Genomic DNA, 24,986 nt, shown 5'->3' on the forward strand with positions numbered 1-24,986 from the left:
CGCGGGACGAGGCGCACCACGAGGCACACGGGGAAACGCACGACGAGGCTCACGGCGGTGCGCTCGGCTCGCGGCTCAACTGGCTGCGGGCCGCGGTCCTCGGGGCCAACGACGGCATCGTGTCCACCGCGGGTCTCGTCGTCGGCGTGGCCGGCGCCACCGACGACCGTTCCGCGCTGCTCACGGCGGGCCTCGCGGGCCTGCTCGCCGGCTCGATGTCGATGGCCGCGGGCGAGTACGTGTCCGTCTCCACCCAGCGCGACTCGGAGATGGCCGCCCTGGCCTACGAGAAGCGCGAGCTGCGCGAGCAGCCGGAGGCCGAGCTGGAGGAGCTGACGGAACTGCTGGAGGGCCGCGGCCTGACCCGTGAGGTGGCCCGTGAGGCGGCCGTCCAGCTCACGGAACGCGACGCGCTCAACGCGCACGCACGCGTGGAGCTAGGCATCGACCCCGACGAGCTGACCAACCCCTGGCACGCGGCGTGGGCGAGCTTCCTGGCGTTCACCGTGGGGGCGCTGCTGCCGCTCCTCGCGATCGTCCTGCCGCCGGCCGGCTGGCGGCTCCCGGTCACCGTGGTGTCCGTCCTGGCGGCCCTCGTCCTCACCGGCTGGAGCAGCGCGCGCACGGGCGGCGCCGAGCCCGGCCGGGCCGTGCTGCGCAACGTCCTGGGCGGTGCGCTGGCGATGGGCGTCACCTATGCGGTCGGGACGCTGCTCGGGGCGGCGGGAGTCTGATCACGGGCATGACCACGCGGGGTAACCGCTGGTCGGGGGCCCTCGATGCGCGACGTGCCACCCGGTCGGCGTACCGTGAAGTGCGCCCGACCACCCCCCCGGGCGCACGCACCGCACACCCGCACGAGAGGGACCCTCGCCATGCGCGCCACCACCATCCACGCCCCGTTCGACATGCGCGTGGAGGACGTGCCCGAGCCGATCGTGCAGCTGCCCACGGACGCCGTGGTGCGGGTGCTGCGCGCCTGTATCTGCGGCAGCGACCTGTGGGCCTACCGCGGCGAGTCGGTCCGGCAGCCGGGGCAGCGGATCGGGCACGAGTTCCTCGGCGTGGTCGAGGCGACCGGCTCCGAGGTGGGCACCGTCCGGGTCGGTGACCTTGTCGTCGCGCCCTTCATGTGGTCCGACGGCGTCTGCGACTACTGCCGCGAGGGTCTGACCACCTCCTGCGAGCACGGCGGCTTCTGGGGCGCGGTCGGCCACGACGGCGGCCAGGGCGAGGCCGTGCGCGTTCCCTTCGCCGACGGCACCCTGGTCCAACTGCCCAAGGAGGCCGCCTCCGACGATCACCTGCTGTCCGCCCTGCTGACCCTCTCCGACGTCCTGGGCACCGGCCACCACGCGGCGCTCGGCGCGGGCGTCCGCCCGGGAGCCACCGTCGCCGTCGTCGGCGACGGAGCCGTCGGTCTGTGCGCGGTGCTCGCCGCCAAGCGGCTCGGCGCGGAGCGGATCATCGCGCTCGGCCGGCACGAGGTCCGCACCGACATCGCGCGCGGCTTCGGCGCCACCGACGTCGTCGCGGAGCGCGGTGAGGCGGCCGTCGAGGCCGTACGCCGGCTCACGCGCGGACAGGGCGCGCACGCGGTCATCGAGGCCGTCGGCACGGAGCAGTCCATGCGTACGGCCGTCGGCATCACGCGGGACGGCGGCGCGATCGGTTACGTCGGCGTGCCGCACGGCAGCGGCACCGGTCTCGACCTCGGCGTCATGTTCGACCGGAACATCGCGCTGCGCGGCGGTGTCGCGCCGGTCCGCGCGTACATCCCCGAGCTGCTGCCCGGCGTCCTGGACGGCACGGTCGACGCCTCGCCCGTCTTCGACCTGACGGTCGGGATCGAGGGCGTTCCCGACGGCTACAAGGCGATGGACGAGCGGACGGCCCTGAAGGTGCTGGTCGTCAACAACTGAAGGCCCTTGCCGTCAACAGTTGATCGGTCCTGTCACCTTGATCGGCCCTGTCAACCCATCAACATCGTCACGACCAGCGGATCGGCAACGGCAGCGCCGTGAGCAGCCCCGACAGCGCGACCACCACCCCCAGGGCGACGACCTCCGCCCGCGCGGGCGAACACGCGGTCAGCGGATCGGCGGCGCGGCGCAGCCGGTACCGCGCCCACAGGGCGAGCACGGCGACGGCGGCCACGAGGATCACCTTGGCGAGCAGGGTGCGCCCGTACGCCGTCGTCGTCAGCTGATCCAGGATCGTGTGCGAGGGCATGCGGCGCAGCGAACTCCACACCCCGGTCGCCGTGATGGCGGCGAGCAGCACGGCCGCCACGCGCGCGTAGAGCCCCAGCAGGGCCGTGCCCGGCGCACCGGGTCCCCATCGCCGCAGCGTCCGCAGCGCGTGCAGCAGGCCGCCCACCCAGAGCGTCGCGCACGTGAGATGCACCAGTGTCAGTCCCGACCCGAGCAGGGGGTTGTGCTCGGTCGTGGGGTGGGCGCGCAGGGCTTCCACCACGGCCACCGCGGCCAGCGGCCACAGCTGGGTCGCCGGACGGAGCGAACGGGCGCACAGGGCGGCCACCAGGAAGGCGTTGACCTCGACCAGGGCGAGCTTGCCGTCGCGTGAGTCGTAGAGGCCGCCGACGTCGATCTCGGCGAGGCTGTGCGGCACCAGGTTGCCCGTGGCCACGACCGAGGCCAGGCCCAGCGCGGCGACGAAACCGGCGCCGGCCGCGTACGGGGCCCAGCTGCGGGGCGCGTCGGCGGGAGCGCCGGGCAGCCGCCGGGCCAGTCGGTTCACGAACACCTCGCCCACCTGCACGCACAGCGCGGCGAACAGCACCGCCCGCAGCAGCCCGATGCCTCCGGTGCCGGGCGCGCGGGCCTCGCCGGTGCCGTGCAGCGCGGCGGACGGGCCGAGCAGCGGTATGAGCGCGGCGAGCGTCACGAGGACGAGCACGGCGACGGCCCGGCCGGCACCGGGACGCCGTACCGGCCCGCTCGCGTCGGCCACCTCGGACGTAGGTCGTATCAAGGTCACCTCAAGATCTTCACCAGCCGTCGCAGAACCGGGCAACTGCAGTAAAACAACTGGCGGTACGGCATTCGCCCGATGGGTACGTTTTCGGTCGCCCCGGGACCCATGACCACCGGTCGTCCAAGGGCCGCCCGTGCCTCACACCCAGCGCGCGGGATCCGTCCCCCAGGGCGCCGGCGGCCGGGCCCAGTCGGTCGGCCCGCCCGCGAAGGACACCGGCGACCGCGCGTACCGCAGCCGCCCGAGCACGCTGTCGGTCTCGGCGAGCCAGGGTCCCGGATCGTCGTACGGGAGGCCATCCCTCGTGCGGACGCCCCTGGCACCCTGTGCGTCACCCGCGTCATCCGCCCCGACGCCGTTCACGAGCCACTCGGCCGTTCGCGCGAGCGACAGCCGCACGCACCGGCTGCCGCCCTCGTACGACTGCTCGGTCAGCGCCCGCAGCACGGCCGCCGCCAGCAGATAGCCCGTCCCGTGGTCCAACGCCTGCGCGGGCAGCGCGCCCGGCCGCTCCGCCGAACCCTCCAGCGCGGCGATCCCCGTGGCCACCTGCACGAGGCTGTCGAAGCCCCGCCGCCCGCGCCAGGGCCCGTACGCGCCCCACGCCGACAACTGCGCCACGACCACCCCGGGCCGCCGCCCGGCGAGCGCCTCGGGAGACAGTCCGAACCGGTCGAGGGCGCCCGGCCGGTACCCGGTGACCACCACGTCCGCCGCCGCGAGCAGCTCCTCGAAGGTGCGCCGGTCGGTGGCCAGGTCCAGCCGGGCCGACCGCTTCCCGAAGCCCGTGTCGGTGTGCTGGTCGGGGAGTTCGGGCAGCTGCGGGGCGTCCACGCGCAGCACGTCGGCGCCGAGCAGGGCGAGCGTGCGGGTGGCCACGGGGCCGGCGATGACCCGGGTCAGGTCGAGGACACGCAGTCCTGCGGCGGGCAGTAGGGGAGCGCCCGGTACGGATGGTGGGGGAGTTCTCGCGATCGGGTCGAGCACGCGCGCGTGGGCGGTGTCGAGTCGCTCGCGCTCGACCAGGGGGCGTGCGGCCACCGCGACCGCCTGCTCGTGCGCGGCCCATTCCTTCGCCGTGCGCAGGGCGACGGCCAGGCCGCCCGCCGCGTAGACGGTCTCCTCGGCGTCGGCCGAGGACCGTTCGGCGAGCACCGCCGCCACGGCGTCGACGTCCTCCGGCACACCCAGCGCGGCCAGCAGCCGGGCCCGGTGGTGCGGATAGTTCGCGTGCGTGCGGACCCAGCCGTCCGAGGTCCGCCAGAAACGGGACAGCGGTGCGAAGGTCTGCGGTGCGCGGCCGTCGACGAGGAGATGCCGTTCACTGACGAACGCCGTCGCGACGGCCCCGTCGTCCACGCGCACCTCGGGCACGTCCGTCGTCCGGGTCCGCCGTGCCGTCAGCTCGGCCGCGGCCAGCGCGCACGCTCCGACGCAGGCCCGCGCCAACTCCCGTACGGGAAGGCGCCCTTGGAGAGCGCCCTCCCGCGTCACGGTCGTCACCCGCGGGAGCAGGGCGGGATCGCCGCCCAGCGCGGACCATGCGAACGTCAATCCAGTCATGACTGCACTATGCATTATTGACTGAATCAATATGGATGCGTGTTACCTCACTACCTGGTCACCGCGTCCAGTGCGTCCACAGTGCCCCAGCCGTAGAAACCGTTGCGGTTCTTCGACCCCTCGCACACCGCGTCGACCTTGCCGTCGCCGTTGATGTCGTACGGGTCCGTGCACGCCGTGGCGTCGGCCTCGGCGTACAGGAGTGCCTTGACCAGGGCGGCGGAGGCGTGCGGATGGGTTGACTTGATCAATGCGGCCACCGCGGCCACGTGCGGCGACGCCATCGACGTACCGGACATGTAGCCCCACCTGCCGCCGGGCAGCGTGCCCAGGATCGAGCCGCTGGTGGCCGGCGGGGCCGGGGGCTGGTAGGCGGTCGCGTCGCCACCGGGTGCGGCGACGTCGATGACACCGCGGCCGTAGTTGGAGAAGGACGACTTGAGGCCCTTCGCGCCCGTGGCCGCGACCGTCACGACACCCGGCAGCTGCGTCGGTATGTCGAAGCATTCGGACGGGTCGATCACCCGGTCCGAGGGCGTGCCGTCGTTCGGGGAGACCGGGTCGGTGATCTCGTCGGCGGCGAGGTCGTAGTTCTCGTTGCCGGCCGCGGCGACGTTGACCGTGCCCTTCTTCTCCGCGTACCGCGAGGCCCGGGTGATGGCGTCGACGAGCGCCTTCTGGTCCGGGTCGTCGGTGCAGTTGAAGTACCAAGGGTCGGTGTAATAGCTGTTGTTCGTGACGTCGACGCCGTGTTCGGCCGCCCACACGAAGCCGCAGACCACGGCCTCCGTGTAGAAGTAGCCGGCGGTCGTGGACACCTTGATGCCGGCGACCTTCACGCCGGGCGCGACGCCCGTCATGCCGACGCCGTTCTTCGCGGCGGCGATCTCGCCCGCCACGTGCGTGCCGTGCGGGCTCTCCGCGGCGGTCGGCCGCCAGGCGCCGTCGGCCGTGTCCGGCTTGCCCGTCACGCAGTTGACGGAGGCCTGGCGGTCGAAGTTCGGCGCGATGTCGGGATGGGTGTCGTCGACGCCGGTGTCGATCACGGCGACGGTGACCTTCCTGCTGCCCAGCGTCTTCTCGTGCGCCTTGTCCGCCTTGATGGCGGGCAGGTCCCACTGCAGGGGCTCCAGCGGGTCCTGCCCGTCGACGGCCTGGACACTCGCCAGCTCGTCGGCGGTGAGCGCCTTGGGCGTGCCCTCGTCGTTCGTCGACTGGGCGGGCAGCGGCGCGTTACGGGTGTTGCCGGCCGACTGGACCCCGCGCACCTCGCGGATGGTCTTCGCGAAGTCGGCGTTCGAGGAGTGGACGACGATCACGCCGATCCGGTCGTACGACGTCACGATCGTGCCGCCGGCCGCGGCGATCGCCTTCTTCAGGTGAGCCGAAGGGCCGTGCCCGGGACGGATGTTGACGACGTAGCTGAGTGCGGTCGCGTCGGCCGCGACGGTGGCCGACGGGGTGTCCGTGGCGGCCGTCGCGGCGCTGGCGGTGACGTTCGGCAGGAACGCGAGGCCCGTCGCCATGGCCATCCCGAGCGGGATCGCGAGGGCGCGACGGAAGCGCGGGTGAGGCGCTGTCATGTGTCAGGTTCTCCAGTTCGTTCGCGGTTCGCGCGGACTGTGCGGGGAGCCGGGAGGCACGGTGTCCTGTCCTCCGGGCGGGCGGGCCGCGATCACGAGCACCACTTCACCGTGATCGCGGCAACGCCACTACTCGACTGTCAGTGCTCGACCGTCACTACTTGACCGCGCGCAGCGCGTTGACGATGCCGGCGCCGAAGAACCCGTTGACGCGCTTGCCGCCGACGCAGGTGGCGTCCACGATGCCGTCGCCGTCGCCGTCGTAGGGCTCGGTCGGGCAGCCCGGGTTGTTCGCCTGCGCCTTGAGGAGCGCCTGCAGCTGGGCCGGGGAGGCGTGCGGGTGGGTCGACTTCAGGAGCGCGGCGACGGCGGCCACGTGCGGCGAGGCCATCGAGGTGCCCTGAAGGAAGCCGTACTGGTTGTTCGGCAGGGTGGAGAGGATGCGGCCGTTGGCCGACGGCGTGTCCGGGATCTGGTACTTGTCGCCGCCCGGCGCCGCGACGTCGACCACGCCCTTGCCGTAGCTGGAGTAGTACGACTTGGTGCCCTTGACGCCGGTCGCGCTGACCGTGACGACACCCGGCAGCTGGGTCGGCACGTCGAAGCACTCGTGCGGATCGACCGTACGGGTGACGGGGGTCGAGTCGTCGGGGCTGGAGTCGTCGACCAGGGCGTCCGAGTCGAGGTCGTCGTTGGAGTTGCCCGCCGAGGCGACATTGAGCGTGCCCTTGTGCTGTGCGTACAGCTGGGCCCTGTTGACCGAATCAACGATGGCGCGTTGATCGGGGTCGTCCATGCAGTTGTACAGCCAGGGATCAACGTAGTAGCTGTTGTTCGTGACCTCGACGCCGTGGTCGGCGGCGAACACGAAGGCGCACACGACGCTCTCCGGGAAGAACAGCGAGTTCACGTCCGGCTGGGCCACGGTGATGCTCGCGACCTTCACGCCGGGCGCGACGCCCGCGACACCGATGCCGTTGCGGGCCGCGGCGATCTCGCCGGCCACGTGCGTGCCGTGGTAGTGGTCGGCGTCCACCGGCCGCCAGGCGCCGTACGTGGTGTCCGGCTTGCCGCTCACGCAGTTCGCGGACTGCGAGGCGGAGAAGTTCGGCGCGATGTCGGGGTGGGTGTCGTCGACGCCGGTGTCGATGACGGCGACCGTCACCTTCTTGCTGCCCGGGTTGATCTTCGCGGCCTTGTCGGCGCCGATCGCCTCGAGGTCCCACTGGTCGGCCTCGAGCGGCTCCTCCCCGGCCGCCGAACCCTTGGCGGCCTTCGCCGCCTGGGCCTTCGAGAGGTACTGCACCGCACCCTCGTCGGTCGTGCCCGCCGCGGTCACCGGCGAGGTGCGCGAGGCGCCCGCCGACTGCACTCCGCGCACCTTGCGTATCAGGGTGGCGAAGTCGGGGTTGGCGGAGTGCGCGACGATCACACCGATCTTGTCGTACGTCACGACAACGCTGCCGCCGGCCTTGGCGATCGCCTTCTCGACGGACTTGATCGTGTGACGGTCCGTCCTGGTGTTGACGAGATACGCGAAGCTGTCCGCACTGGCCGCCTGGGCCGTGGGCTCCGTGTAGGGGGCGGCCTGCGCAGCCGCCGGCAGGAAGCCGAGCGAGGCGGTCAGCGACAGCGCTACCGGCACGGCGAGGGCGAGCCGACGTCTGGAACGCAGATGAGCCATGGGGTCTCCACATCATCCGGATAAGAATCCGCCCGAGGCACAGGTGCTGCTCGGGCAGGTACATGACGGGTGGTGCAGCCCGAAGCTATCTCCCGAAGTCGCTGGCCAGCAATGACCTACCGGAGCCGACTTCGGAAAGAGGGCAGGGGAGTTGAACCCGCCCTCGCGTGGCGCCGTGACCTTGGACAGGGAGCACGAGCACGATCGAGCCCCCCACATCGATGAGGAACCGAGCAGCCATGTCCGCCGTACCCAACCCGTCCCCACCACCCGAGCAGCGCCCGTCAACCGTCGCAACAGCACCCGCAACGCGAGGAGACTCCGTGGCCACCGAGACACCGCCCCCCTCGAAGACCCCAGCCCAACTCCCCTCCACCGAGGAGTTCGTCGCGGTGCAGGAGAGTGCGGAGTTCGGCGAACTGCGCCGCTCCTACCGCGGCTTCGCCTTTCCGCTGACCGTCGCCTTCATCGCCTGGTACCTGCTGTTCGTCCTGCTGTCCAACTACGCGGGCGACTTCATGGGCACCAAGCTGTTCGGCAACATCAATGTCGCGCTCGTGCTGGGCCTGGCCCAGTTCCTGACCACGTTCCTCATCGCCTGGTGGTACGCGCGTACCGCCGCCGCCAAGTTCGACCCCAAGGCCGAGGCGATCAAGTCCCGGATGGAGGGCGGCGAATGAGCCCCGCGATCAACTCCGCGATCAACCCCACGGTCACGCTCGCGGCAGGTGAGGCCAGCGAGCACCGGACGCTGATCATCATCCTGTTCTCGATCTTCGTCGCCGCGACCCTCGTCATCACCGTCTGGGCGGGCCGCCAGACCAAGGACGCCGCCGACTTCTACGCCGGCGGGCGGCAGTTCACCGGCTTCCAGAACGGCCTCGCCGTCTCCGGCGACTACATGTCCGCCGCGTCCTTCCTCGGCATCGCGGGCGCCATCGCCCTCTTCGGCTACGACGGCTTCCTGTACTCCATCGGCTTCCTGGTCGCCTGGCTGGTCGCCCTGCTCCTGGTCGCCGAACCGCTGCGCAACTCCGGCCGCTACACCATGGGTGACGTGCTCGCGTACCGCATGCGCCAGCGCCCGGTCCGTACGGCGGCCGGCACCTCCACCATCGTCGTGTCGATCTTCTACCTGCTGGCCCAGATGGCGGGCGCGGGCGTCCTGGTCTCTCTGCTGCTGGGCATCACCAGCGACGCGGGCAAGATCAGCATCGTCGCCCTGGTCGGCGTCCTGATGATCGTCTACGTCACCATCGGCGGCATGAAGGGCACCACCTGGGTCCAGATGGTCAAGGCCGTGCTGCTCATCGCGGGCGCCCTGCTGCTGACCTTCCTGGTGCTGCTGAAGTTCAACTTCAACGTCTCCGACCTGCTCGGCACGGCCGCCAGCAACAGCGGCAAGGGCTCGGCCTTCCTGGAGCCCGGCCTCAAGTACGGCGCCACCGGCACCACCAAGCTGGACTTCATCTCCCTGGGCATCGCCCTGGTCCTCGGTACCGCGGGCCTGCCGCACATCCTGATCCGCTTCTACACGGTGCCCACCGCCAAGGCCGCCCGTAAGTCGGTCCTCTGGGCCATCGGCCTGATCGGCGCCTTCTACCTGATGACCCTCGCCCTCGGCTTCGGCGCGGCGGCACTGATCAAGCCCGACGAGATCATCGCCTCCAACAAGGCGGGCAACACGGCCGCGCCACTGCTGGCCCTGCATCTGGGCGGTGTCGACTCCAACTGGGGCGCCATCCTCCTGGCCACCATCTCGGCCGTCGCCTTCGCCACGATCCTCGCGGTCGTCGCGGGCCTGACCCTGGCGTCGTCCTCGTCCTTCGCGCACGACATCTACGCCAACGTCATCAAGAGGGGCACCGCCACCGAGAAGCAGGAGATGTCCGCGGCCCGCTACGCCACGGTCGGCATCGGCGCCGTCTCCATCCTCCTGGGCGCCCTCGCCCGCGACCTGAACGTGGCCGGACTGGTCGCGCTGGCCTTCGCGGTCGCCGCCTCCGCCAACCTGCCCACGATCCTCTACAGCCTCTTCTGGAAGCGGTTCACCACCTCCGGAGCGCTCTGGTCGATCTACGGCGGCCTGGTCACCGCGGTCGGCCTGGTGCTGTTCTCGCCGGTCGTCTCGGGCAAGCCCACGTCGATGTTCCCCGACGTCGACTTCCACTGGTTCCCGCTGGAGAACCCCGGCATCATCTCGATCCCGGTCGGCTTCCTGCTGGGCATCGTGGGCACCTACCTGTCCAAGGAGGAGCCGGACACCGGCAAGTACGCGGAGCTGGAGGTCAGGTCCCTGACCGGCACCGGAGCCCACTGACGGCCCCTGTACCGACCCCTGCAAGACCCCGTACCGCCCCCTGGAACGCGGCCGCGTCGTAGGTCCCTACGACGCGGCCGCGTCGTACCTCGTCGGATCGGGACCTGTCGATGTCAGTGCGGTCGCGTAGGCTCGCAAGTGACGGAAAACGATTCATCGACACGCGAGGGAGGGGCCCCACGTGCTCATCGACACCTATGGCCGGGTGGCCACCGACCTGAGAGTCTCCCTGACCGACCGGTGCAATCTCCGGTGCACGTACTGCATGCCCGAGGAAGGCCTGCAGTGGCTGGGCAAGCCCGACCTGCTCACGGACGACGAGATCGTCCGCCTGATCGACATCGCCGTGACCTCCCTGGGCATCACCGAGGTCCGCTTCACCGGCGGGGAGCCGCTGCTGCGCCCGGGTGTGGTCGGCATCGTGGAGCGGGTCGCCGCCCTGGCCCCGCGGCCCCGGATGTCCATCACCACCAACGGCATCGGTCTCAAGCGCACGGCGGCGGCCCTGAAGGCGGCCGGCCTGGACCGGGTCAACGTCTCCCTGGACACCCTGCGCCCCGACGTCTTCAAGACCCTCACCCGCCGGGACCGCCACAAGGACGTCATCGAGGGCCTCGCGGCCGCCTCGGCCGCCGGTCTGGTCCCGGTCAAGGTCAACGCGGTCCTGATGCCGGGCCTGAACGAGGACGAGGCCCCGGACCTGCTCGCCTGGGCCGTGGAGCACGACTACGAGCTGCGCTTCATCGAGCAGATGCCCCTGGACGCCCAGCACGGCTGGAAGCGCGAGGGCATGGTCACCGCCGGCGACATCCTGGCCTCGCTGCGCACCCGCTTCGATCTCACCCCCGAGCAGGCCGACGAGCGCGGCTCGGCGCCTGCCGAGCGCTGGCTGGTCGACGGCGGCCCGCACCGCGTCGGCGTCATCGCCTCCGTCACCCGCCCGTTCTGCGCGGCCTGCGACCGCACCCGCCTCACCGCCGACGGTCAGATACGGACCTGTCTGTTCGCCCGCGAGGAGACCGATCTGCGCGCCGCCCTGCGCGCGGACGCCCCGGACGAGGAGATCGCCCGCATCTGGCGCCTGGCGATGTGGGGAAAGAAGGCCGGTTCCGGTCTGGACGACCCGAGCTTCCTTCAGCCGGAGCGGCCGATGTCCGCGATCGGCGGCTGAGCCCGGGTGACGACGGCGAGGAGCGAGGGCCGCTCAGGACTCCTGGGCTTCCCACCCCGTCAGCGGCACGACATCCTTCAGGAACCCTCGTACTCCGAGGAACTGCGACAGATGCTCCCGGTGCTCCTCGCACGCCACCCACGTCTTGCGGCGGTCCGGCGTGTGGACCTTCGGGTTGTTCCACACGAGCACCCACACGGCGTCGTCGCGGCAGCCCTTGGCGGAGCAGATGGGGGTCTCGTCACTCACAGGTTCATCTCGCAAAGGGGCTGAACTAGGCGGCTCATCAAGGCATTGCGGCCCGCAAACAAGGCGACGCCGAGCAGCCACGGGGGGAGCTGCCCGGCGTCGGTCTGTCGCTCCGACGGGGGATGCGGAGCGCCTACGAAGTATGTCACGGGTACGCCGCCGCCCGGCACTGGAACAACATGATTGATCTGAGCTTTTCTTGAGCTTGGCGCGCAGCGGAATTCCGCTTAGGGCCCGCTCACCGAGGTCATGACCGGTCGTGCGGCTCGCTTCGTGCGCCCGGTGCGGACTCGGTCGTGACATCTTCCGGGACGGGTTCCGCGAAACCGTCATTCGTCCGCGGAGAGGCAATCATCGGACGCGTCGGCACGGTCACGAACGTCGTCGGCAGCGAGGTCGCGTTCTCCCGTCCGGCGTTCGCGATCACCACCGCGACATAGGGCAGCGCCACGCCGAGCACCAACGCCACGATCGCGACGTGCCGTTCGACGTTCCACAGCGTGGCCGCGAGGATCACCGCGACCGTACGGATGGACATCGAGATGACATAACGCCGTTGCCGGCCGCGCACGTCCTCTTCGAGGCCGGTCCGAGCTCCGGTGATCCGGAACACCTGGCCGTTGCCACCGGCATGCTGCTTCCGCATCCCATTCCACCATCCGCCCGCATCGGACTCTCCCCGGCCCCGGTCCGGTGCACCCCGCTCGGGAGGCGGCACCCGGACTCGTCCCACGTTACGCCCCGCCTGCGTCGGCTACGAGAGCGGGGCACCTCCGGCCTGGGCGACCGGGCTCAGCCGTAGCACGTACGGGCGTACCCGACGTGCGCCGTACGGCGGACGGGCCGACACTCGACGTAATGCTCACGTAGAGCCGTACTAGGAGGCAGCCATGGGCTGGTTGTGGGCGATCATCGTCGGATTCGTGCTGGGGTTGATCGCCAAGGCGATCCTTCCGGGCAAGCAGCACAGTCCGCTCTGGCTGACCACCATCTTCGGCATGCTGGGTGCGATCGCGGGCAATGCCATCGCCCGTGCGGCGGGCGTCGACGAGACGTCGGGCATCGACTGGAGCCGGCACGCGTTCCAGCTGGTCGCCGCGATCATCATCGTGGCCGTGGGCGACATGCTGTACATGGCGACGCTGGGCAAGCGCAAGCAACGGGCGTAAACAGCAGCACCCCGTGAGGGGCGCGGGGAACTGCGCGATCAGCCACGACGAACTCGCGGCCCGCAACGATCCCCACGCCCCTACGGCGCTTACGCTCCCGTAACCTCAACCGCGGCCAGGTTCTTCTTGCCCCGCCGCAGCACCAGCCAGCGCCCGTGCAGCAGCTCCTCCGTCGCCGGGACGGTGTCCTCGGAAGCGACCTTCACGTTGTTCACGTAGGCCCCGCCCTCCTTCACCGTCCGCCGCGCAGCAGACTTGCTGGCCACCAGGCCGACCTCGGCGAACAGGTCCACGACCGGAGCCAGCTCGGCGACCCGGATGTGCGGCACCTCGGAGAGCGACGCGGCCAGCGTCTTCTCGTCCAGCTCCGCCAACTCGCCCTGGCCGAACAGCGCCTTGGACGCTGCGGTCACGGCGGCCGTCTGGTCCGCCCCGTGCACCAGCGTCGTCAGCTCCTCGGCCAACGCCCGCTGCGCGGCCCGCGCCTGCGGCCGTTCCTCGGTCTGCTTCTCCAACTCCTCGATCTCCGCACGGGACTTGAAGGAGAAGATGCGCAGGAACTTGGAGACGTCCCGGTCGTCCGCGTTCAGCCAGAACTGGTAGAAGGCGTACGGCGTCGTCATCTCCGGGTCGAGCCAGATCGTGCCGGACTCCGTCTTGCCGAACTTGGTGCCGTCGGCCTTGGTGATCAGCGGCGTGCCCAGCGCGTGCACCGCGGCCTCGGGCTCGACCCGGTGGATCAGGTCCGTGCCCGAGGTGAGGTTGCCCCACTGGTCGCTGCCACCGGTCTGCAGCGTGCAGCCGTACCGCCGGTACAGCTCCAGGAAGTCCATCCCCTGGAGGATCTGGTAGCTGAACTCGGTGTAGCTGATGCCCTCCTGGGACTCCAGTCGCCGGGAGACGGCCTCCTTCGCGATCATCTTGTTCACGCGGAAGTGCTTGCCGACGTCCCGCAGGAACTCGATGGCCGACAGACCCTGGGTCCAGTCCAGGTTGTTGACCATGACCGCCGCGTGCGGACCCTCGAAGTCCAGCAGCGGGGCGATCTGCTCGCGCAGCCGCTCGACCCACTGGGCGACGACCTCCGGCGCGTTCAGCGTGCGCTCCGCGTTCGGCTTCGGGTCGCCGATCAGGCCCGTGGCGCCCCCGACCAGGCCCAGCGGGCGGTTGCCCGCCTGCTGGATCCGGCGCATCGTCAGGATCTGCACCAGGTTGCCGAGGTGCAGGCTGGGCGCGGTCGGGTCGAAACCGCAATAGAACGTGACGGGACCGTCCGCGAACGCCTTGCGCAATGCGTCCTCGTCAGTGGAGAGGGCGATCAGCCCACGCCACTGCAGTTCGTCGACGATGTCCGTCACGGTTCTCGTATCTCCTTGGATGATCTTCGAGCGGTCGAGCGACCACGGCTACGAGGTTATACGCCCTGACTGACAGAGCTCATATTGAAGTCGGGCACCCGCAGCGCGGGCATCGCAGCCCTAGTGAACCAGTCGCTCCACTCCCTCGGCAGCGTCTTTTCCGTGCGCCCCGCCTCGGTCGCCCGGCCCAGCAGACCGACCGGCGACTCGTTGAACCGGAAGTTGTTGACCTCGCCGCTCACCTCGCCGTTCTCCACCAGGTAGACGCCGTCCCGGGTCAGACCGGTGAGCAGCAGCGTCGCCGGGTCGACCTCGCGGATGTACCAGAGGCAGGTCAGCAGCAGCCCGCGCTCGGTGTTCGCGACCATTTCCTCGAGCGAGGTGTCGTCACCGCCGTCCAGGATGAGGTTGTCGATCGTGGGAGCCACCGCGAGGCCGGTCCGGGCCGCGGTGTTCCGGCTGGTCGTCAGCCGGGCCAGCTCGCCCTGGCGCACCCAGTCGGTGGCCGTGAGCGGCAGACCGTTGTCGAAGACCGACTGGTCGCCGTCGGAGGAGTGCGCGATCACGAACGGCGCCGATTCCAGGCCCGGTTCGCTCGGGTCGCTGCGCAGGGTCAGCGGCAGCTCGGTGAGCCGCTCGCCCACGCGGGTGCCGCCGCCCGGCTGGGAGAACACCGTGCGCCCCTCGACCGCGTCCCGGCCCGACGCCGACCACATCTGGTAGATCAGCAGGTCCGCGACCGCGGTCGGCGGCAGCAGCGTCTCGTACCGCCCGGCGGGCAGCTCGATCCGCCGCTGGGCCCAGCCGAGGCGTACGGCGAGTTCGGCGTCCAGCGCGGCCGGGTCGACGTCCTTGAAGTCACGCGTGGAGCGGCCCGCCCACGCCGAGCGCGTGCGGTCGGGCGACTTGGCGTTCAGCTCCAGCGTCCCGTTGGGCTGGTCGTGCCGCAGGCGCAGCCCCGTCGACGTACCGAGGTAGCTGGACACCAGCTCGTGGTTGGCGAAGCCGTACAGCTCGCGTCCGCCGGCACGCGCGCGTGCGAAGGCCTCGCCGAGGGCCGGCGCGAAGTCGGCGAACACGGCGGAGGTGGTCTCGGCGGGCGCGTCCGTGAAGTCGGGCGCCTGCGTCACGCCGGTGACCAGCGGCTGTGCGTCCTCGGCGGGACCCGCGCCGCGTGCGGCGGCCTCCGCGGCCCGCACCAGGGGCTCCAGCTCGTCCAGGGTGACGGCCGAGCGGGAGACGACACCGGAGGCGGTGCCCTCCTTGCCGTCGACGGTCGCGACGACGGTGAGCGTGCGCCCGCGCGTGACGCCGTTCGTGGTGAGCGCGTTCCCGGCCCAGCGCAGGTTGGCGGTCGAGTGCTCGTCGGCGATCACCACGCACCCGTCGGCGGTCGACAGCTCCAGGGCCCGCTCGACGATCTCGTGCGGCTTGCTCGTACGCGCGCTCATCGCCCGGCCTCCTGCGTGGTGTTGAGGATGTTGACGCCCTTGAAGAGCGCGGAGGGGCAGCCGTGCGAGACGGCGGCGACCTGGCCCGGCTGGGCCTTGCCGCAGTTGAAGGCGCCCCCGAGGACATACGTCTGCGGACCGCCCACCGCGGCCATGGAGCCCCAGAAGTCGGTGGTCGTCGCCTGGTAGGCGACGTCCCGCAGCTGCCCGGTGATCCGTCCGTTCTCGATCCGGAAGAACCGCTGCCCGGTGAACTGGAAGTTGTAGCGCTGCATGTCGATCGACCAGGACCGGTCCCCGACGACGTAGATCCCGCGGTCGACCCCGCCGATCAGGTCCTCGGTACCCATCCCGGCGGGGTCCGGCTGCAGCGACACGTTGGCCATGCGCTGCACGGGCACGTGCCCGGGGGAGTCGGCGTACGCGCAGCCGTTGGAGCGCTCGAAGCCGGTCAGCTTCGCGATCCTGCGGTCCAGCTGGTAGCCGACGAGCGTGCCGTCCTTCACCAGGTCCCAGGACTGGCCCGCGACGCCCTCGTCGTCGTAGCCGATGGTCGCCAGGCCGTGCTCGGCGGTGCGGTCACCGGTGACGTTCATCAGCTCGGAGCCGTAGCGCAGCTTGCCCAGCTGGTCGAAGGTGGCGAACGAGGTGCCGGCGTACGCGGCCTCGTAGCCGAGCGCGCGGTCCAGCTCGGTGGCGTGGCCGATCGACTCGTGGATGGTCAGCCACAGGTTGGAGGGGTCGACGACGAGGTCGTACAGGCCCGGCTCGACGCTCGGCGCGCGCATCTTCTCGGCGAGCAGCTCCGGGATCCGCTCCAGCTCGGAGTCCCAGTCCCAGCCGGTGCCCGTCAGGTACTCCCATCCGCGTCCGACCGGCGGCGCGATCGTGCGCATCGAGTCGAACTCGCCGCTCGACTCGTCGACCGACACCGCGTTCAGCTGCGGGTGCAGCCGCACGCGCTGCTGCGTGGTCACGGTCCCCGCGGTGTCGGCGTAGAACTTGTTCTCGTGCACGGTGAGCAGCGAGGCGTCGACGTGGTTGACCCCGTTCGCCGCCAGCAGCCGCGCGCTCCAGTCGCCCAGCAGCGCCGACTTCTCCTCGTCGGGCACGGAGAAGGGATCGATCTCGTACGACGAGATCCAGGTCCGCTCCTCGTGCACGGGCTCGTCGGCCAGCTCCACGCGCTCGTCCGACCCCGCGGCCTTGATCACCTGGGCGGACAGCTTGGCCATCGCGATCGCCTGCGAGGCGACCTTGGCGGCCGCGTCCATGGTCAGGTCCACGCCCGACGCGAAGCCCCAGGTGCCGCCGTGCACGACCCGCACCGCGTACCCGAGGTCGGTGGTGTCCGACGAGCCGGCGGGCTTGGCGTCCCGGAACCGCCAGGACGCGCTGCGCACCCGCTCGAACCGGAAGTCCGCGTGCTCCGCCCCCAGCGCACGCGCGCGTGCCAGCGCGGCGTCGGCGAGGGCGCGTAGAGGCAGTGCTGTGAAGGCTTCGTCGATGGTATGAGGCACCGAGGTCTCTCCTTGATTCTCCGTTGACCGGTTGCCCGGCTGACGTGACGCGTGGTCGAAGCGGCGGCTGCTCCGATCATGTCGCGCGGCCGGGCCCGTGGACCACAGGTTTCGGTCCGGTGCGAGGAACTTTCTGTAGGGATCCGACAGTGAGTCCCCTGAGCCACTGTCGGTGCCCGATTGTCCGCGCACCGGACGAGACCGATAGGTTTCAGAGGAAGCCGCCTGTCATCCAGGTGTTCGGGCGGGGGTACCAAGACCGCTATCGAAAGGGTGATCCGTTGAGCCGCTCGGTTCTCGTCACCGGAGGCAACCGGGGCATCGGCCTCGCCATCGCCCGTGCGTTCGCCGACGCCGGCGACAAGGTCGCCATCACCTACCGCTCGGGAGAGCCGCCGGCCGGCTTCCTCGCGGTCAAGTGCGACATCACCGACACCGAGCAGGTGGAGCAGGCCTACAAGGAGATCGAGGCCGAGCACGGCCCGGTCGAGGTCCTGATCGCCAACGCCGGCGTCACCAAGGACCAGCTCCTGATGCGCATGTCCGAGGACGACTTCACCTCGGTCATCGACACCAACCTCACCGGCACCTTCCGTGTGGTCAAGCGCGCCAACCGCGCCATGCTGCGCGCCAAGAAGGGCCGCGTCATCCTGATCTCGTCGGTCGTCGGCCTCATGGGCGGACCCGGCCAGGCCAACTACGCCGCCTCCAAGGCCGCCCTGGTCGGCTTCGCGCGCTCCCTCGCGCGGGAGCTGGGCTCCCGCAACATCACCTTCAACGTCGTCTCGCCCGGCTTCGTCGACACCGACATGACCAAGGTGCTCACCGACGAGCAGCGCGCGGGCATCGTCAAGCAGGTGCCGCTGGGCCGGTACGCGCAGCCCGAGGAGGTCGCCGCGACGGTGCGGTTCCTCGCCTCGGACGACGCTTCGTACATCACTGGAGCCGTCATCCCTGTTGACGGCGGACTGGGAATGGGTCACTGAACACCATGAGCGGAATTCTCGAGGGCAAGCGCGTCCTGATCAGCGGGGTGCTGCTGGAGTCCTCCATCGCCTTCCACGCCGCCAAGCAGGCCCAGGAGCAGGGCGCGGAGATCATCCTGACCGCGTTCCCGCGGCCCACGCTGACCGAGCGCATCGCCAAGAAGCTGCCCAAGCCCACCAAGGTCATCGAGCTCGACGTGACCAACGACGAGCACCTCGCGCGTCTCGCCGACGTCGTGGGCGAGGAACTGGGCGGCCTGGACGGCGTCGTGCACTCCATCGGGTTCGCGCCGCCGGACGCGCTCGGCGGCAACTTCCTCAACACGCCGTTCGAGTCGGTCGCCACGGCCATGCACGTCTCGGCGTTCTCCCTGAAGTCGCTGACCATGGCCTGCCTGCCGCTGATGCAGAACGGCGGCTCGGTCGTCGGCCTCACCTTCGACGCGTCCTTCGCCTGGCCGCAGTACGACTGGATGGGCCCGGCCAAGGCCGCCCTGGAGGCCACCAGCCGCTACCTCGCCCGCGACCTGGGCAAGCAGAACATCCGCTGCAACCTGGTCTCCGCGGGTCCGCTCGGCTCGATGGCCGCCAAGTCCATCCCGGGCTTCGACGAGCTGGCCGCCGTGTGGGACGACCGCTCCCCGCTGGAGTGGGACCTCAAGGACCCGGAGCCGGCCGGCAAGGCCATCGTCGCGCTGCTGAGCGACTGGTTCCCGAAGACCACCGGCGAGATCGTCCACGTGGACGGCGGCCTGCACGCCATCGGCGCCTGACGCCGCTGCTGAGGCTCGACCTCTTTAAAAGAGGGCCCGCATCCCCTGGACGCGGGCCCTCTTCGCGTCACCCGTTCGGCCCCGTTGGCCGGGCAGGGACGGGCCGCAACTGCGCACCCTGGATCACGGGTTCACCACGCCATTCCCTCCCGAGCTCGGCCGAGGAGGTCTGCCTTGTGCGTCTGTCCCGAAGCCTGGCCTCAGTGACCGTCGCCGTCGCGCTCGTGCTCTCCCTGCCGTACGAGGCGGTGCCCCACGCGCGCGTGCACAAGCCCGCTCTCGCGCAGCCGTTCGGCGCCGAGTGCCGCACCAAGGTGACCGGCTCCCATGTGACCGCGTACTGCCACAACCCCTATCCGGGGACCGACCGGGTCCGCCTGCACGTCGAGTGCGACCGGTGGTGGGACCTCGACACCGACGGCGCGCCCGTCGACACCGGACCGGCGATGACCGTACGGCTCACCGGGCGGTGCTGGAAGGACGTCGGGTCGGCCTGGGTCAGCCACCAGAAGCGGTGAAGCGTCCAGGGCGGCACAGGAACGGATAGCTCGCCGCCTCCGTGCCGGCCGCCTCGGCGTCCCCCGCGCGGATCGCGTCGACCAGGCGCGCGTGGTCCATGTGCGTCTCCGGCGTCAGCTCCTGGCCGACGTCCTCGCGCAGCCAGTCCCGCAGCACCTCGCCGAGGTCCGCGTACATCGCCGTCATCACGTCGTTGTGGGACGCGGCCACCACGGCCAGGTGGAAGGTCGCGTCGGCGGTCACGAAGGCCTCGATGTCACCGGACTCCCAGATCTCCTCGCGCCGCACCAGCAGCGCGTCGAGCTGCTTGAGGTCCTTCTCGGTGCGCCGCTCGGCGGCCAGCTTCGCGGCGGACGACTCCAGGGCGGCGCGCAGTTCGGCGATGTGCTGCGGATCGGCGCCGGCGAAACGCCGCTGCATCACGCCGGCCAGCTCGCTGGTCGCCACCACGTAGGTGCCGGAGCCCTGGCGGATGTCCAGCAGGCCGTTGTGCGCGAGGGCGCGGACGGCCTCGCGGACCGTGTTGCGGGCCACACCGAGCTGCTCGACCAGCTCCGGTTCCGTCGGGATGCGCGAGCCGACCGCCCACTCGCCCGAAGTGATCTGGTTCCGCAGCGCGGCGATGACCTGCTCGGACAGCGCCGAACGGCGGGGATGGCTCAGGGGCATGGCACACCTTCGCACGGGACGGGCGGGGAGGACGAGCAGGACGGGCGGGCCGAGCGGGACCGACCGGCACGACAGGTACGACCCAGGGATGGACAACCAATCATCCCATGATTCTATGATGGTGGCATGGCAAGCGAGGAGACCGGGACACTGAAGTCCACGACGAACATCGGCGACCCGACCGCGAGCGACTCCCCGGAGCCGCCCGTGGGAGCCGCCACGCGCGCGTGGACGATGCGGCTGGTCGTCGTCGGCATCGTGCTGTCGGCCCTGAACCTCCGCCCCGCCATCACCAGCCTCGGCGCCCTCCTCGAAGACGTTCGCGACGGCCTCGGCATGAGCGGCAGCGTCGCCGGACTACTGACGTCCGTGCCTCCGCTGTGCTTCGCCGTCTTCGGCGTCATGGCCCCGCGCCTGGCCCGCCGCTTCGGCCCGAGCGCCGTCGTCTGCGCGGGCATGGTCGCGATCACCACCGGCCTGCTCATCCGGCCCTACATCGGCGGTACGCCAGGCTTCCTGGCCGGCAGCGCGCTCGCCCTCATGGGCATCGCGGTCAGCAACGTCCTCATGCCGGTGATCGTCAAGCGCTGGTTCCCGGACCGCGTCGGCTCCATGACCGGCCTCTACTCCATGGGCCTCGCCCTGGGCACCGCCGCCGCGGCCGCCGTCACCGTGCCCATGGCCGCGGCGCTGGGCGACAGTTGGCGCTCCGGCCTGGCCGCCTGGGCGGTCCTGGCCGCCGCGGCGATAGTGCCGTGGATCGCACTCGTACGACACCGGGAGGCGCCCGACGGCGAAGCGGCACCCGCGCGCGAGGCACCCGAGCGGGAGACAGGGCCGAAGCCCGAACTGCGGATCACCCGCAGCCGTACCGCCTGGGCGCTCGCCGTCTTCTTCGGGCTCCAGGCCACCGCCGCCTACATCACGATGGGCTGGATGGCACAGATCTTCCGGGACGCGGGCGTGAGCGCCGGCACCGCCGGACTGCTGCTCGCCGTGACGATGGTGATGGGCGTGCCGCTGGCCTTCGTCATCCCGCGCCTGGCCACCCGGCTCCCGCACCAGGGGCCGATCGTGATCGCGCTCGGTCTGTGCGGCCTCGCCGGTTACGCCGGCCTGTACCTCGCGCCGGCCGCCGGCGCCTGGGCCTGGGCGCTGCTGCTCGGCATCGCCAACTGCGCCTTCCCGCTGGCCCTGACGATGGTCGGCATGCGGTCCAGGACCGGCGCGGGCGTGGCCCAGCTGTCGGCCTTCGCGCAGAGCACCGGCTACCTGATCTCCATCCCGGGACCGCTCCTGGTGGGCGTCCTCTACGAGAGCAGCGGCGGCTGGGGTCTGCCGATCGCCCTCATGGCGGGGCTGATGATCCCGCAGATGGTGGTCGGCGTGCTGGCGGGACGCGACCGCACGGTGGAGGACGAGGCGGCGGCACGCTGACCCCGACGCCGGGCCGACCTCACCCCGACGGCTTCGGCGCGGGGGAGGAGTGCGAGACTTGCGGCATGCCAGTTCTCGATCCGAACCCCCAGAACGGCCAGAAGAAGATGCTGATCGTCTTCGGCTCCTTCTTCGCCATCTTCGTGATCATCGCCGTCATCGCGACGATCGCCTCGCCGTGAGGCCATGGTGGGGCTAGCACCACCATCCCCTAGGGGGCGGGTGTCAGGGTCAAGTGGGTGGATCTCCGGATGGGTTGAGGGCGCCGGGTTCCGTACCTTCGAAGTGTGACCGCGAGGGGCGGATCACGGAGGACTCGAAGACCACGGAGGAAGCCATGTCGGCCACCACGCACACCCGGCCCCGCCCGGCGACCTCCGGTGGCGTCGACAGCCGTCTGCCCTGGTGGGCCCTCGCCCTGCCGGCTCTGGCCTTCATCGTGCTGCTGGCCCTGATGCTCAACCCGACGGACGCGCACGCGGCGGCGAGCGACCCCGTGATCGCCCACCTCTTCGAGCGGGCGCAGGAGTTCATAGGGGGCTGAGCACCGGTCCGGTCACAGCGTGCCGGACACCGCTCCGGCCACCCGTCAACTCCCCCTCCTCATGGCCTGTTTTCATGCGAAGCTGGGTTCCATGAGCGTCGCAGAACCCCGCAGGATCGTCCTTTTCCGGCATGCGAAAGCCGACTGGCCGGAGGTGACCGACCACGAGCGCCCACTCGCTGAGCGGGGCCGCACGGACGCCGCCGTCGCCGGACGCAGGCTGGCCGACACCGGCATCCCCTTCGATCTGGCCCTGTGCTCCACGGCGACCCGGACCCGCGAGACCTGGAAGCTGGCCGTCCACGAACTCCCGCACCGGCCGAAAACCGTCTACGAGGAGCGGATCTACGACGCCTCTCCCGGCGAGCTGATCGCGCTCCTGAACGAGACCCCCGACGACGCGCGTGACGTCGTCCTGATCGGCCACAACCCCGGCATCCAGGGCCTGGCCGACGTGCTCGCCGGCACGGCCGAGGGCGACGCCCGTGAGCGGATGAACCGGCGTGGCTTTCCCGCCGCCGCCTTCGCGGTCCTGTCCTTCGACGGCTCGTGGAAGAGCGTGGAGCCGAGCGTCGCCAAGCTGACCGACTACTGGGCCCCGTCCGAATAACCCGCGCGGCCCGAGCCATTCGCGTAACCCGTGTAATCCGCTTGGCCCGCGTAGCCCGCGCCGTCCGTCCGTCGGCTGCGGACGCTCACTCCTCGTCGTGCGTGTCCGCAGCCTCGACCTCTTCGCGGGTCACGCCCAGCAGATACAGCACCGTGTCGAGGAACGGCACGTTCACCGCCGTGTGCGCCGCCTCCCGGACGACCGGCTTGGCGTTGAAGGCGACACCGAGACCGGCCGCGTTGAGCATGTCCAGGTCGTTGGCGCCGTCGCCGATCGCGACGGTCTGGGCGAGCGGTACGCCCGCCTCGGCGGCGAAGCGGCGCAGCAGCCGCGCCTTGCCGGCCCGGTCCACGATCTCGCCGGTGACCTTGCCGGTCAGCTTCCCGTCGACGATCTCCAGCGTGTTGGCCTGCGCGAAGTCCAGCCCGAGCCGGTCGCGCAGATCATCGGTGACCTGGGTGAACCCGCCGGAGACGACGCCGACTTGGTAGCCGAGCCGCTTCAGCGTGCGGATCAGGGTGCGCGCGCCCGGCGTCAGCCGTACCTCGCTGCGCACCTTGTCCACCACCGAGGCGTCGAGACCCGCCAGCAGCGCCACGCGCGCGTGCAGCGACTGCTCGAAGTCCAGCTCTCCGCGCATCGCGGACGCCGTCACCTCGGCGACCTTGTCCTCGCAGCCGGCGTGCGCGGCGAACAGCTCGATGACCTCGTCCTGGATGAGCGTCGAGTCGACGTCCATGACGACCAGCCGCTGGGCCCGTCGGTGCAGCCCGGCCGCCACGACGGCGACGTCGACACCGAGTGCCGCCGCCTCGGTCACCAGGGCGGTGCGCAGCGGCTCGGTCTCCACGCCGGACACCGCGAACTCGACTGCGGTCACGGGGTACTTGGCGAGCCGGAAGATACGGTCGATGTTGCCGCCGGCCTTGGTGATCCGGGCGGCGACGGCGGCCGTGGCCTCCGCGGTGAGCGGGTGTCCGAGCACGGTCACGAGGGAACGGCCGAGGCCACGGGGGCGGTTGTCGCCGAGGCCGGAGATGATCTCCGCCTGCATCTTCATCGACTCCGCCCAACTGTGGACGGTGGAGCGCAACTCCCCCTCCAGCCCACGCTCCGGCTCGGTCACCAGCGCGCACAGCACCATTCGGCCACGCGTGACGACCTGCTCGATGTCGACCACGTCGACGGAGAAGGCGGCGAGGGTGTCGAAGAGGCCCGCGGTGATGCCGGGCCGGTCCTTGCCGAAGATCTTGACGAGGAGAGTGGGGCGGTCGGCGGGGACGTCGAAGGACGAGGTCTGCTCAGCGCTCATGGTGCACCCACCGTATCCGGCACGCAGTGTCGTCCGCCGCCGCGGTCCGTCTAGCGGACATGGAATAGTGGATGGCGGGTGGGTTGCGTGTGCCTTACCTGTCGACCACGGGTTTCCTCCGGAGGTCTGCGGGAAGTGCTTGACGCCGGTTGCCGGGCGGGCCGTGTCCTGCGGTGGCCGGAGGCGCCGGCTGCGCCTTGCGCCGGGTAGAGAGCAGCCGCGCCCTACTTACGTAGGTCTACGGGCATCCTGCGTTAGCTGGGGAACTCGGCCGGGGCCGACCCGTGGGGCCCGCGGGCGCTCGCGCCGGTGAACCTCAGGGCACCCACGTTGCTTGCGCAGGCCGAAGGAACCGCCGCCCTGGCTGCGGAGTCTGCGGACGCCTCACTGCCCGCCCGAGGGCCTCCTCGGCGGTGCCGGTGGTGGAGGCGGCGGTGGCGGGGGAGGGCCGTCGTCCGGTGGCGGTGACTGGGGCCGGTTCCCGGACGGCGGCCGGGGAGGCCGGCGCGGCGACTGCGGCGGCGGGCCCCCGATGGGCCTGACCACGGTGGGTGCGCCGTACACGTCACGGTCACCGGGACCGGGTGGCGGCGAGCTGCCGGGCCCGCGCGCGTCGTCGGGCGGCGGGGTGCCCGCCGGGCCACCGGATCGCCGTGCCCGCTCGTCTGGCGGCGCGCCCTCGGCCCCGGGCCGCGCTCGGTCCTGAGGCCGTGCGCCTTCGCTCCCGCGCCGGCTCCGGTCTTGGGGCTGCGCGCTTCCACCTCCGGACCGGCCTCGGTCTTGAGGTGTTGCGCCCCCGCTGCCGGATCGGCCCCGGTCCTGAGGCCGGTTGCCTTCGGCGCCCGGGCGCTGCTGGTCCTGCGCCCCTGCGCTTCCGCTCCCGTAGCGCGCCCGGTCTTGGGGCTGTCCGCCTTGACCGCCGGAGGGGCCCCGCCCCTGAGACCGTGGGCCTTCGCCACCAGGGCGTGCCTGGTCCTGTGGCTGTGCGCTTCCGCCGGCAGGCCGCGCCTGGCCCTGAGACTGGCCGCTTCCGCCCCCGGGCCGCGCTCGGTTCTGCGGAGGTGTGCCTTC

24 protein-coding genes are annotated in these 24,986 nt (G+C 71.0%); 13 read left to right on the forward strand and 11 right to left on the reverse strand.

Annotated elements, in window-relative coordinates; genetic code table 11:
• The first annotated feature begins 83 nt into the window (after positions 1 to 83).
• Positions 84 to 734, forward strand: a complete 651-nt coding sequence (locus ACWD5F_RS27415; RefSeq protein WP_451258296.1) for a VIT1/CCC1 transporter family protein — start codon at positions 84 to 86, stop codon at positions 732 to 734.
• 141 nt (positions 735 to 875) lie between these two features.
• Positions 876 to 1,922 carry a zinc-dependent alcohol dehydrogenase family protein gene (locus ACWD5F_RS27420; protein WP_451258216.1) on the forward strand — a complete coding sequence of 349 codons (1,047 nt, stop codon included), beginning with the start codon at positions 876 to 878 and terminating at the stop codon, positions 1,920 to 1,922.
• Between the two features lie 67 nt (positions 1,923 to 1,989).
• On the opposite strand, the gene ACWD5F_RS27425 is transcribed toward ACWD5F_RS27420, so the two are convergent.
• From ACWD5F_RS27425 to ACWD5F_RS27440, 4 genes are all read right to left on the reverse strand, one after another.
• Entirely contained in the window at positions 1,990 to 3,000 is a 1,011-nt protein-coding gene (locus ACWD5F_RS27425; protein WP_451258218.1) for a CopD family protein, read from the reverse strand.
• A gap of 135 nt (positions 3,001 to 3,135) precedes the next feature.
• The gene (locus ACWD5F_RS27430) at positions 3,136 to 4,560 is read right to left on the reverse strand and encodes a CoA transferase (RefSeq protein ID WP_451258220.1); all 1,425 of its coding nucleotides are present in this window, start codon (positions 4,558 to 4,560) and stop codon (positions 3,136 to 3,138) included.
• Between the two features lie 50 nt (positions 4,561 to 4,610).
• The gene (locus ACWD5F_RS27435) at positions 4,611 to 6,143 is read right to left on the reverse strand and encodes a S8 family peptidase (protein WP_451258222.1); all 1,533 of its coding nucleotides are present in this window, start codon (positions 6,141 to 6,143) and stop codon (positions 4,611 to 4,613) included.
• Positions 6,144 to 6,300: 157 nt separating this feature from the next.
• Entirely contained in the window at positions 6,301 to 7,827 is a 1,527-nt protein-coding gene (locus ACWD5F_RS27440) for a S8 family serine peptidase (RefSeq protein WP_451258224.1), read from the reverse strand.
• Positions 7,828 to 8,150: 323 nt separating this feature from the next.
• On the opposite strand from ACWD5F_RS27440, the gene ACWD5F_RS27445 reads away from it, so the two are divergent.
• The 3 genes from ACWD5F_RS27445 to moaA all read left to right on the forward strand — a co-directional run bounded on the left by ACWD5F_RS27445 (position 8,151) and on the right by moaA (position 11,318).
• Positions 8,151 to 8,507, forward strand: a complete 357-nt coding sequence (locus ACWD5F_RS27445) for a DUF485 domain-containing protein (RefSeq protein WP_124002427.1) — start codon at positions 8,151 to 8,153, stop codon at positions 8,505 to 8,507.
• Positions 8,504 to 10,147: a solute symporter family protein gene (locus ACWD5F_RS27450; RefSeq protein ID WP_451258226.1), complete on the forward strand. Its 1,644-nt coding sequence runs from the start codon at positions 8,504 to 8,506 to the stop codon at positions 10,145 to 10,147. The genes ACWD5F_RS27445 and ACWD5F_RS27450 overlap by 4 nt, the downstream gene beginning before the upstream one ends.
• Positions 10,148 to 10,328: 181 nt before the next feature.
• A complete protein-coding gene (gene moaA / locus ACWD5F_RS27455) occupies positions 10,329 to 11,318 on the forward strand; it encodes a GTP 3',8-cyclase MoaA (protein ID WP_451258228.1) in 990 nt (329 codons plus the stop codon).
• A 33-nt stretch (positions 11,319 to 11,351) separates the two neighbouring features.
• Here moaA and ACWD5F_RS27460 read toward each other — a convergent pair whose 3' ends face one another.
• Both ACWD5F_RS27460 and ACWD5F_RS27465 read right to left on the reverse strand, forming a co-directional pair.
• Positions 11,352 to 11,567, reverse strand: coding sequence for a hypothetical protein (locus ACWD5F_RS27460; RefSeq protein WP_451258230.1), 216 nt, complete (start codon positions 11,565 to 11,567; stop codon positions 11,352 to 11,354).
• A 247-nt stretch (positions 11,568 to 11,814) separates the two neighbouring features.
• Positions 11,815 to 12,213, reverse strand: a complete 399-nt coding sequence (locus ACWD5F_RS27465; RefSeq protein ID WP_401727891.1) for a DUF3099 domain-containing protein — start codon at positions 12,211 to 12,213, stop codon at positions 11,815 to 11,817.
• Between the two features lie 244 nt (positions 12,214 to 12,457).
• On the opposite strand from ACWD5F_RS27465, the gene ACWD5F_RS27470 reads away from it, so the two are divergent.
• Positions 12,458 to 12,736: a GlsB/YeaQ/YmgE family stress response membrane protein gene (locus ACWD5F_RS27470; protein ID WP_124002431.1), complete on the forward strand. Its 279-nt coding sequence runs from the start codon at positions 12,458 to 12,460 to the stop codon at positions 12,734 to 12,736.
• A gap of 89 nt (positions 12,737 to 12,825) precedes the next feature.
• Here the strand turns inward: ACWD5F_RS27470 and tyrS are convergent, their stop codons facing one another.
• The 3 genes from tyrS to ACWD5F_RS27485 are packed head-to-tail and all read right to left on the reverse strand — an operon-like array spanning position 12,826 to position 17,065.
• A complete protein-coding gene (gene tyrS / locus ACWD5F_RS27475) occupies positions 12,826 to 14,094 on the reverse strand; it encodes a tyrosine--tRNA ligase (protein ID WP_451258232.1) in 1,269 nt (422 codons plus the stop codon).
• A gap of 56 nt (positions 14,095 to 14,150) precedes the next feature.
• Positions 14,151 to 15,545 (reverse strand): metallopeptidase TldD-related protein, encoded by a 1,395-nt coding sequence (locus ACWD5F_RS27480; protein ID WP_451258234.1) that lies wholly within the window; start codon positions 15,543 to 15,545, stop codon positions 14,151 to 14,153.
• Positions 15,542 to 17,065, reverse strand: a complete 1,524-nt coding sequence (locus tag ACWD5F_RS27485; protein WP_401727888.1) for a TldD/PmbA family protein — start codon at positions 17,063 to 17,065, stop codon at positions 15,542 to 15,544. Before ACWD5F_RS27485 ends, ACWD5F_RS27480 begins: the two co-directional genes overlap by 4 nt.
• A gap of 281 nt (positions 17,066 to 17,346) precedes the next feature.
• On the opposite strand from ACWD5F_RS27485, the gene fabG reads away from it, so the two are divergent.
• From fabG to ACWD5F_RS27500, 3 genes are all read left to right on the forward strand, one after another.
• Entirely contained in the window at positions 17,347 to 18,051 is a 705-nt protein-coding gene (gene fabG, locus ACWD5F_RS27490; protein ID WP_401727887.1) for a 3-oxoacyl-[acyl-carrier-protein] reductase, read from the forward strand.
• A 5-nt stretch (positions 18,052 to 18,056) separates the two neighbouring features.
• Positions 18,057 to 18,824 carry an enoyl-ACP reductase FabI gene (fabI, locus tag ACWD5F_RS27495; RefSeq protein ID WP_401727886.1) on the forward strand — a complete coding sequence of 256 codons (768 nt, stop codon included), beginning with the start codon at positions 18,057 to 18,059 and terminating at the stop codon, positions 18,822 to 18,824.
• 176 nt (positions 18,825 to 19,000) lie between these two features.
• The gene (locus tag ACWD5F_RS27500) at positions 19,001 to 19,342 is read left to right on the forward strand and encodes a hypothetical protein (protein WP_451258238.1); all 342 of its coding nucleotides are present in this window, start codon (positions 19,001 to 19,003) and stop codon (positions 19,340 to 19,342) included.
• Here the strand turns inward: ACWD5F_RS27500 and ACWD5F_RS27505 are convergent.
• Positions 19,323 to 20,012: a FadR/GntR family transcriptional regulator gene (locus tag ACWD5F_RS27505; protein ID WP_401727884.1), complete on the reverse strand. Its 690-nt coding sequence runs from the start codon at positions 20,010 to 20,012 to the stop codon at positions 19,323 to 19,325. The genes ACWD5F_RS27500 and ACWD5F_RS27505 overlap by 20 nt on opposite strands.
• A gap of 126 nt (positions 20,013 to 20,138) precedes the next feature.
• Here ACWD5F_RS27505 and ACWD5F_RS27510 point away from each other — a divergent pair, with 126 nt between their 5' ends.
• The 4 genes from ACWD5F_RS27510 to ACWD5F_RS27525 all read left to right on the forward strand — a co-directional run bounded on the left by ACWD5F_RS27510 (position 20,139) and on the right by ACWD5F_RS27525 (position 22,603).
• Positions 20,139 to 21,449 (forward strand): CynX/NimT family MFS transporter, encoded by a 1,311-nt coding sequence (locus ACWD5F_RS27510; RefSeq protein WP_451258240.1) that lies wholly within the window; start codon positions 20,139 to 20,141, stop codon positions 21,447 to 21,449.
• Between the two features lie 65 nt (positions 21,450 to 21,514).
• Positions 21,515 to 21,631, forward strand: coding sequence for an SGM_5486 family transporter-associated protein (locus ACWD5F_RS27515; protein WP_124002440.1), 117 nt, complete (start codon positions 21,515 to 21,517; stop codon positions 21,629 to 21,631).
• 155 nt (positions 21,632 to 21,786) lie between these two features.
• The gene (locus ACWD5F_RS27520) at positions 21,787 to 21,993 is read left to right on the forward strand and encodes a hypothetical protein (protein WP_451258242.1); all 207 of its coding nucleotides are present in this window, start codon (positions 21,787 to 21,789) and stop codon (positions 21,991 to 21,993) included.
• 91 nt (positions 21,994 to 22,084) lie between these two features.
• Entirely contained in the window at positions 22,085 to 22,603 is a 519-nt protein-coding gene (locus ACWD5F_RS27525) for a SixA phosphatase family protein (protein WP_451258244.1), read from the forward strand.
• Between the two features lie 85 nt (positions 22,604 to 22,688).
• On the opposite strand, the gene serB is transcribed toward ACWD5F_RS27525, so the two are convergent.
• A complete protein-coding gene (gene serB, locus ACWD5F_RS27530; protein WP_451258246.1) occupies positions 22,689 to 23,915 on the reverse strand; it encodes a phosphoserine phosphatase SerB in 1,227 nt (408 codons plus the stop codon).
• Positions 23,916 to 24,986: the final 1,071 nt, after the last annotated feature.

It is taken from the genome of Streptomyces sp. NPDC002499 (assembly GCF_053595415.1).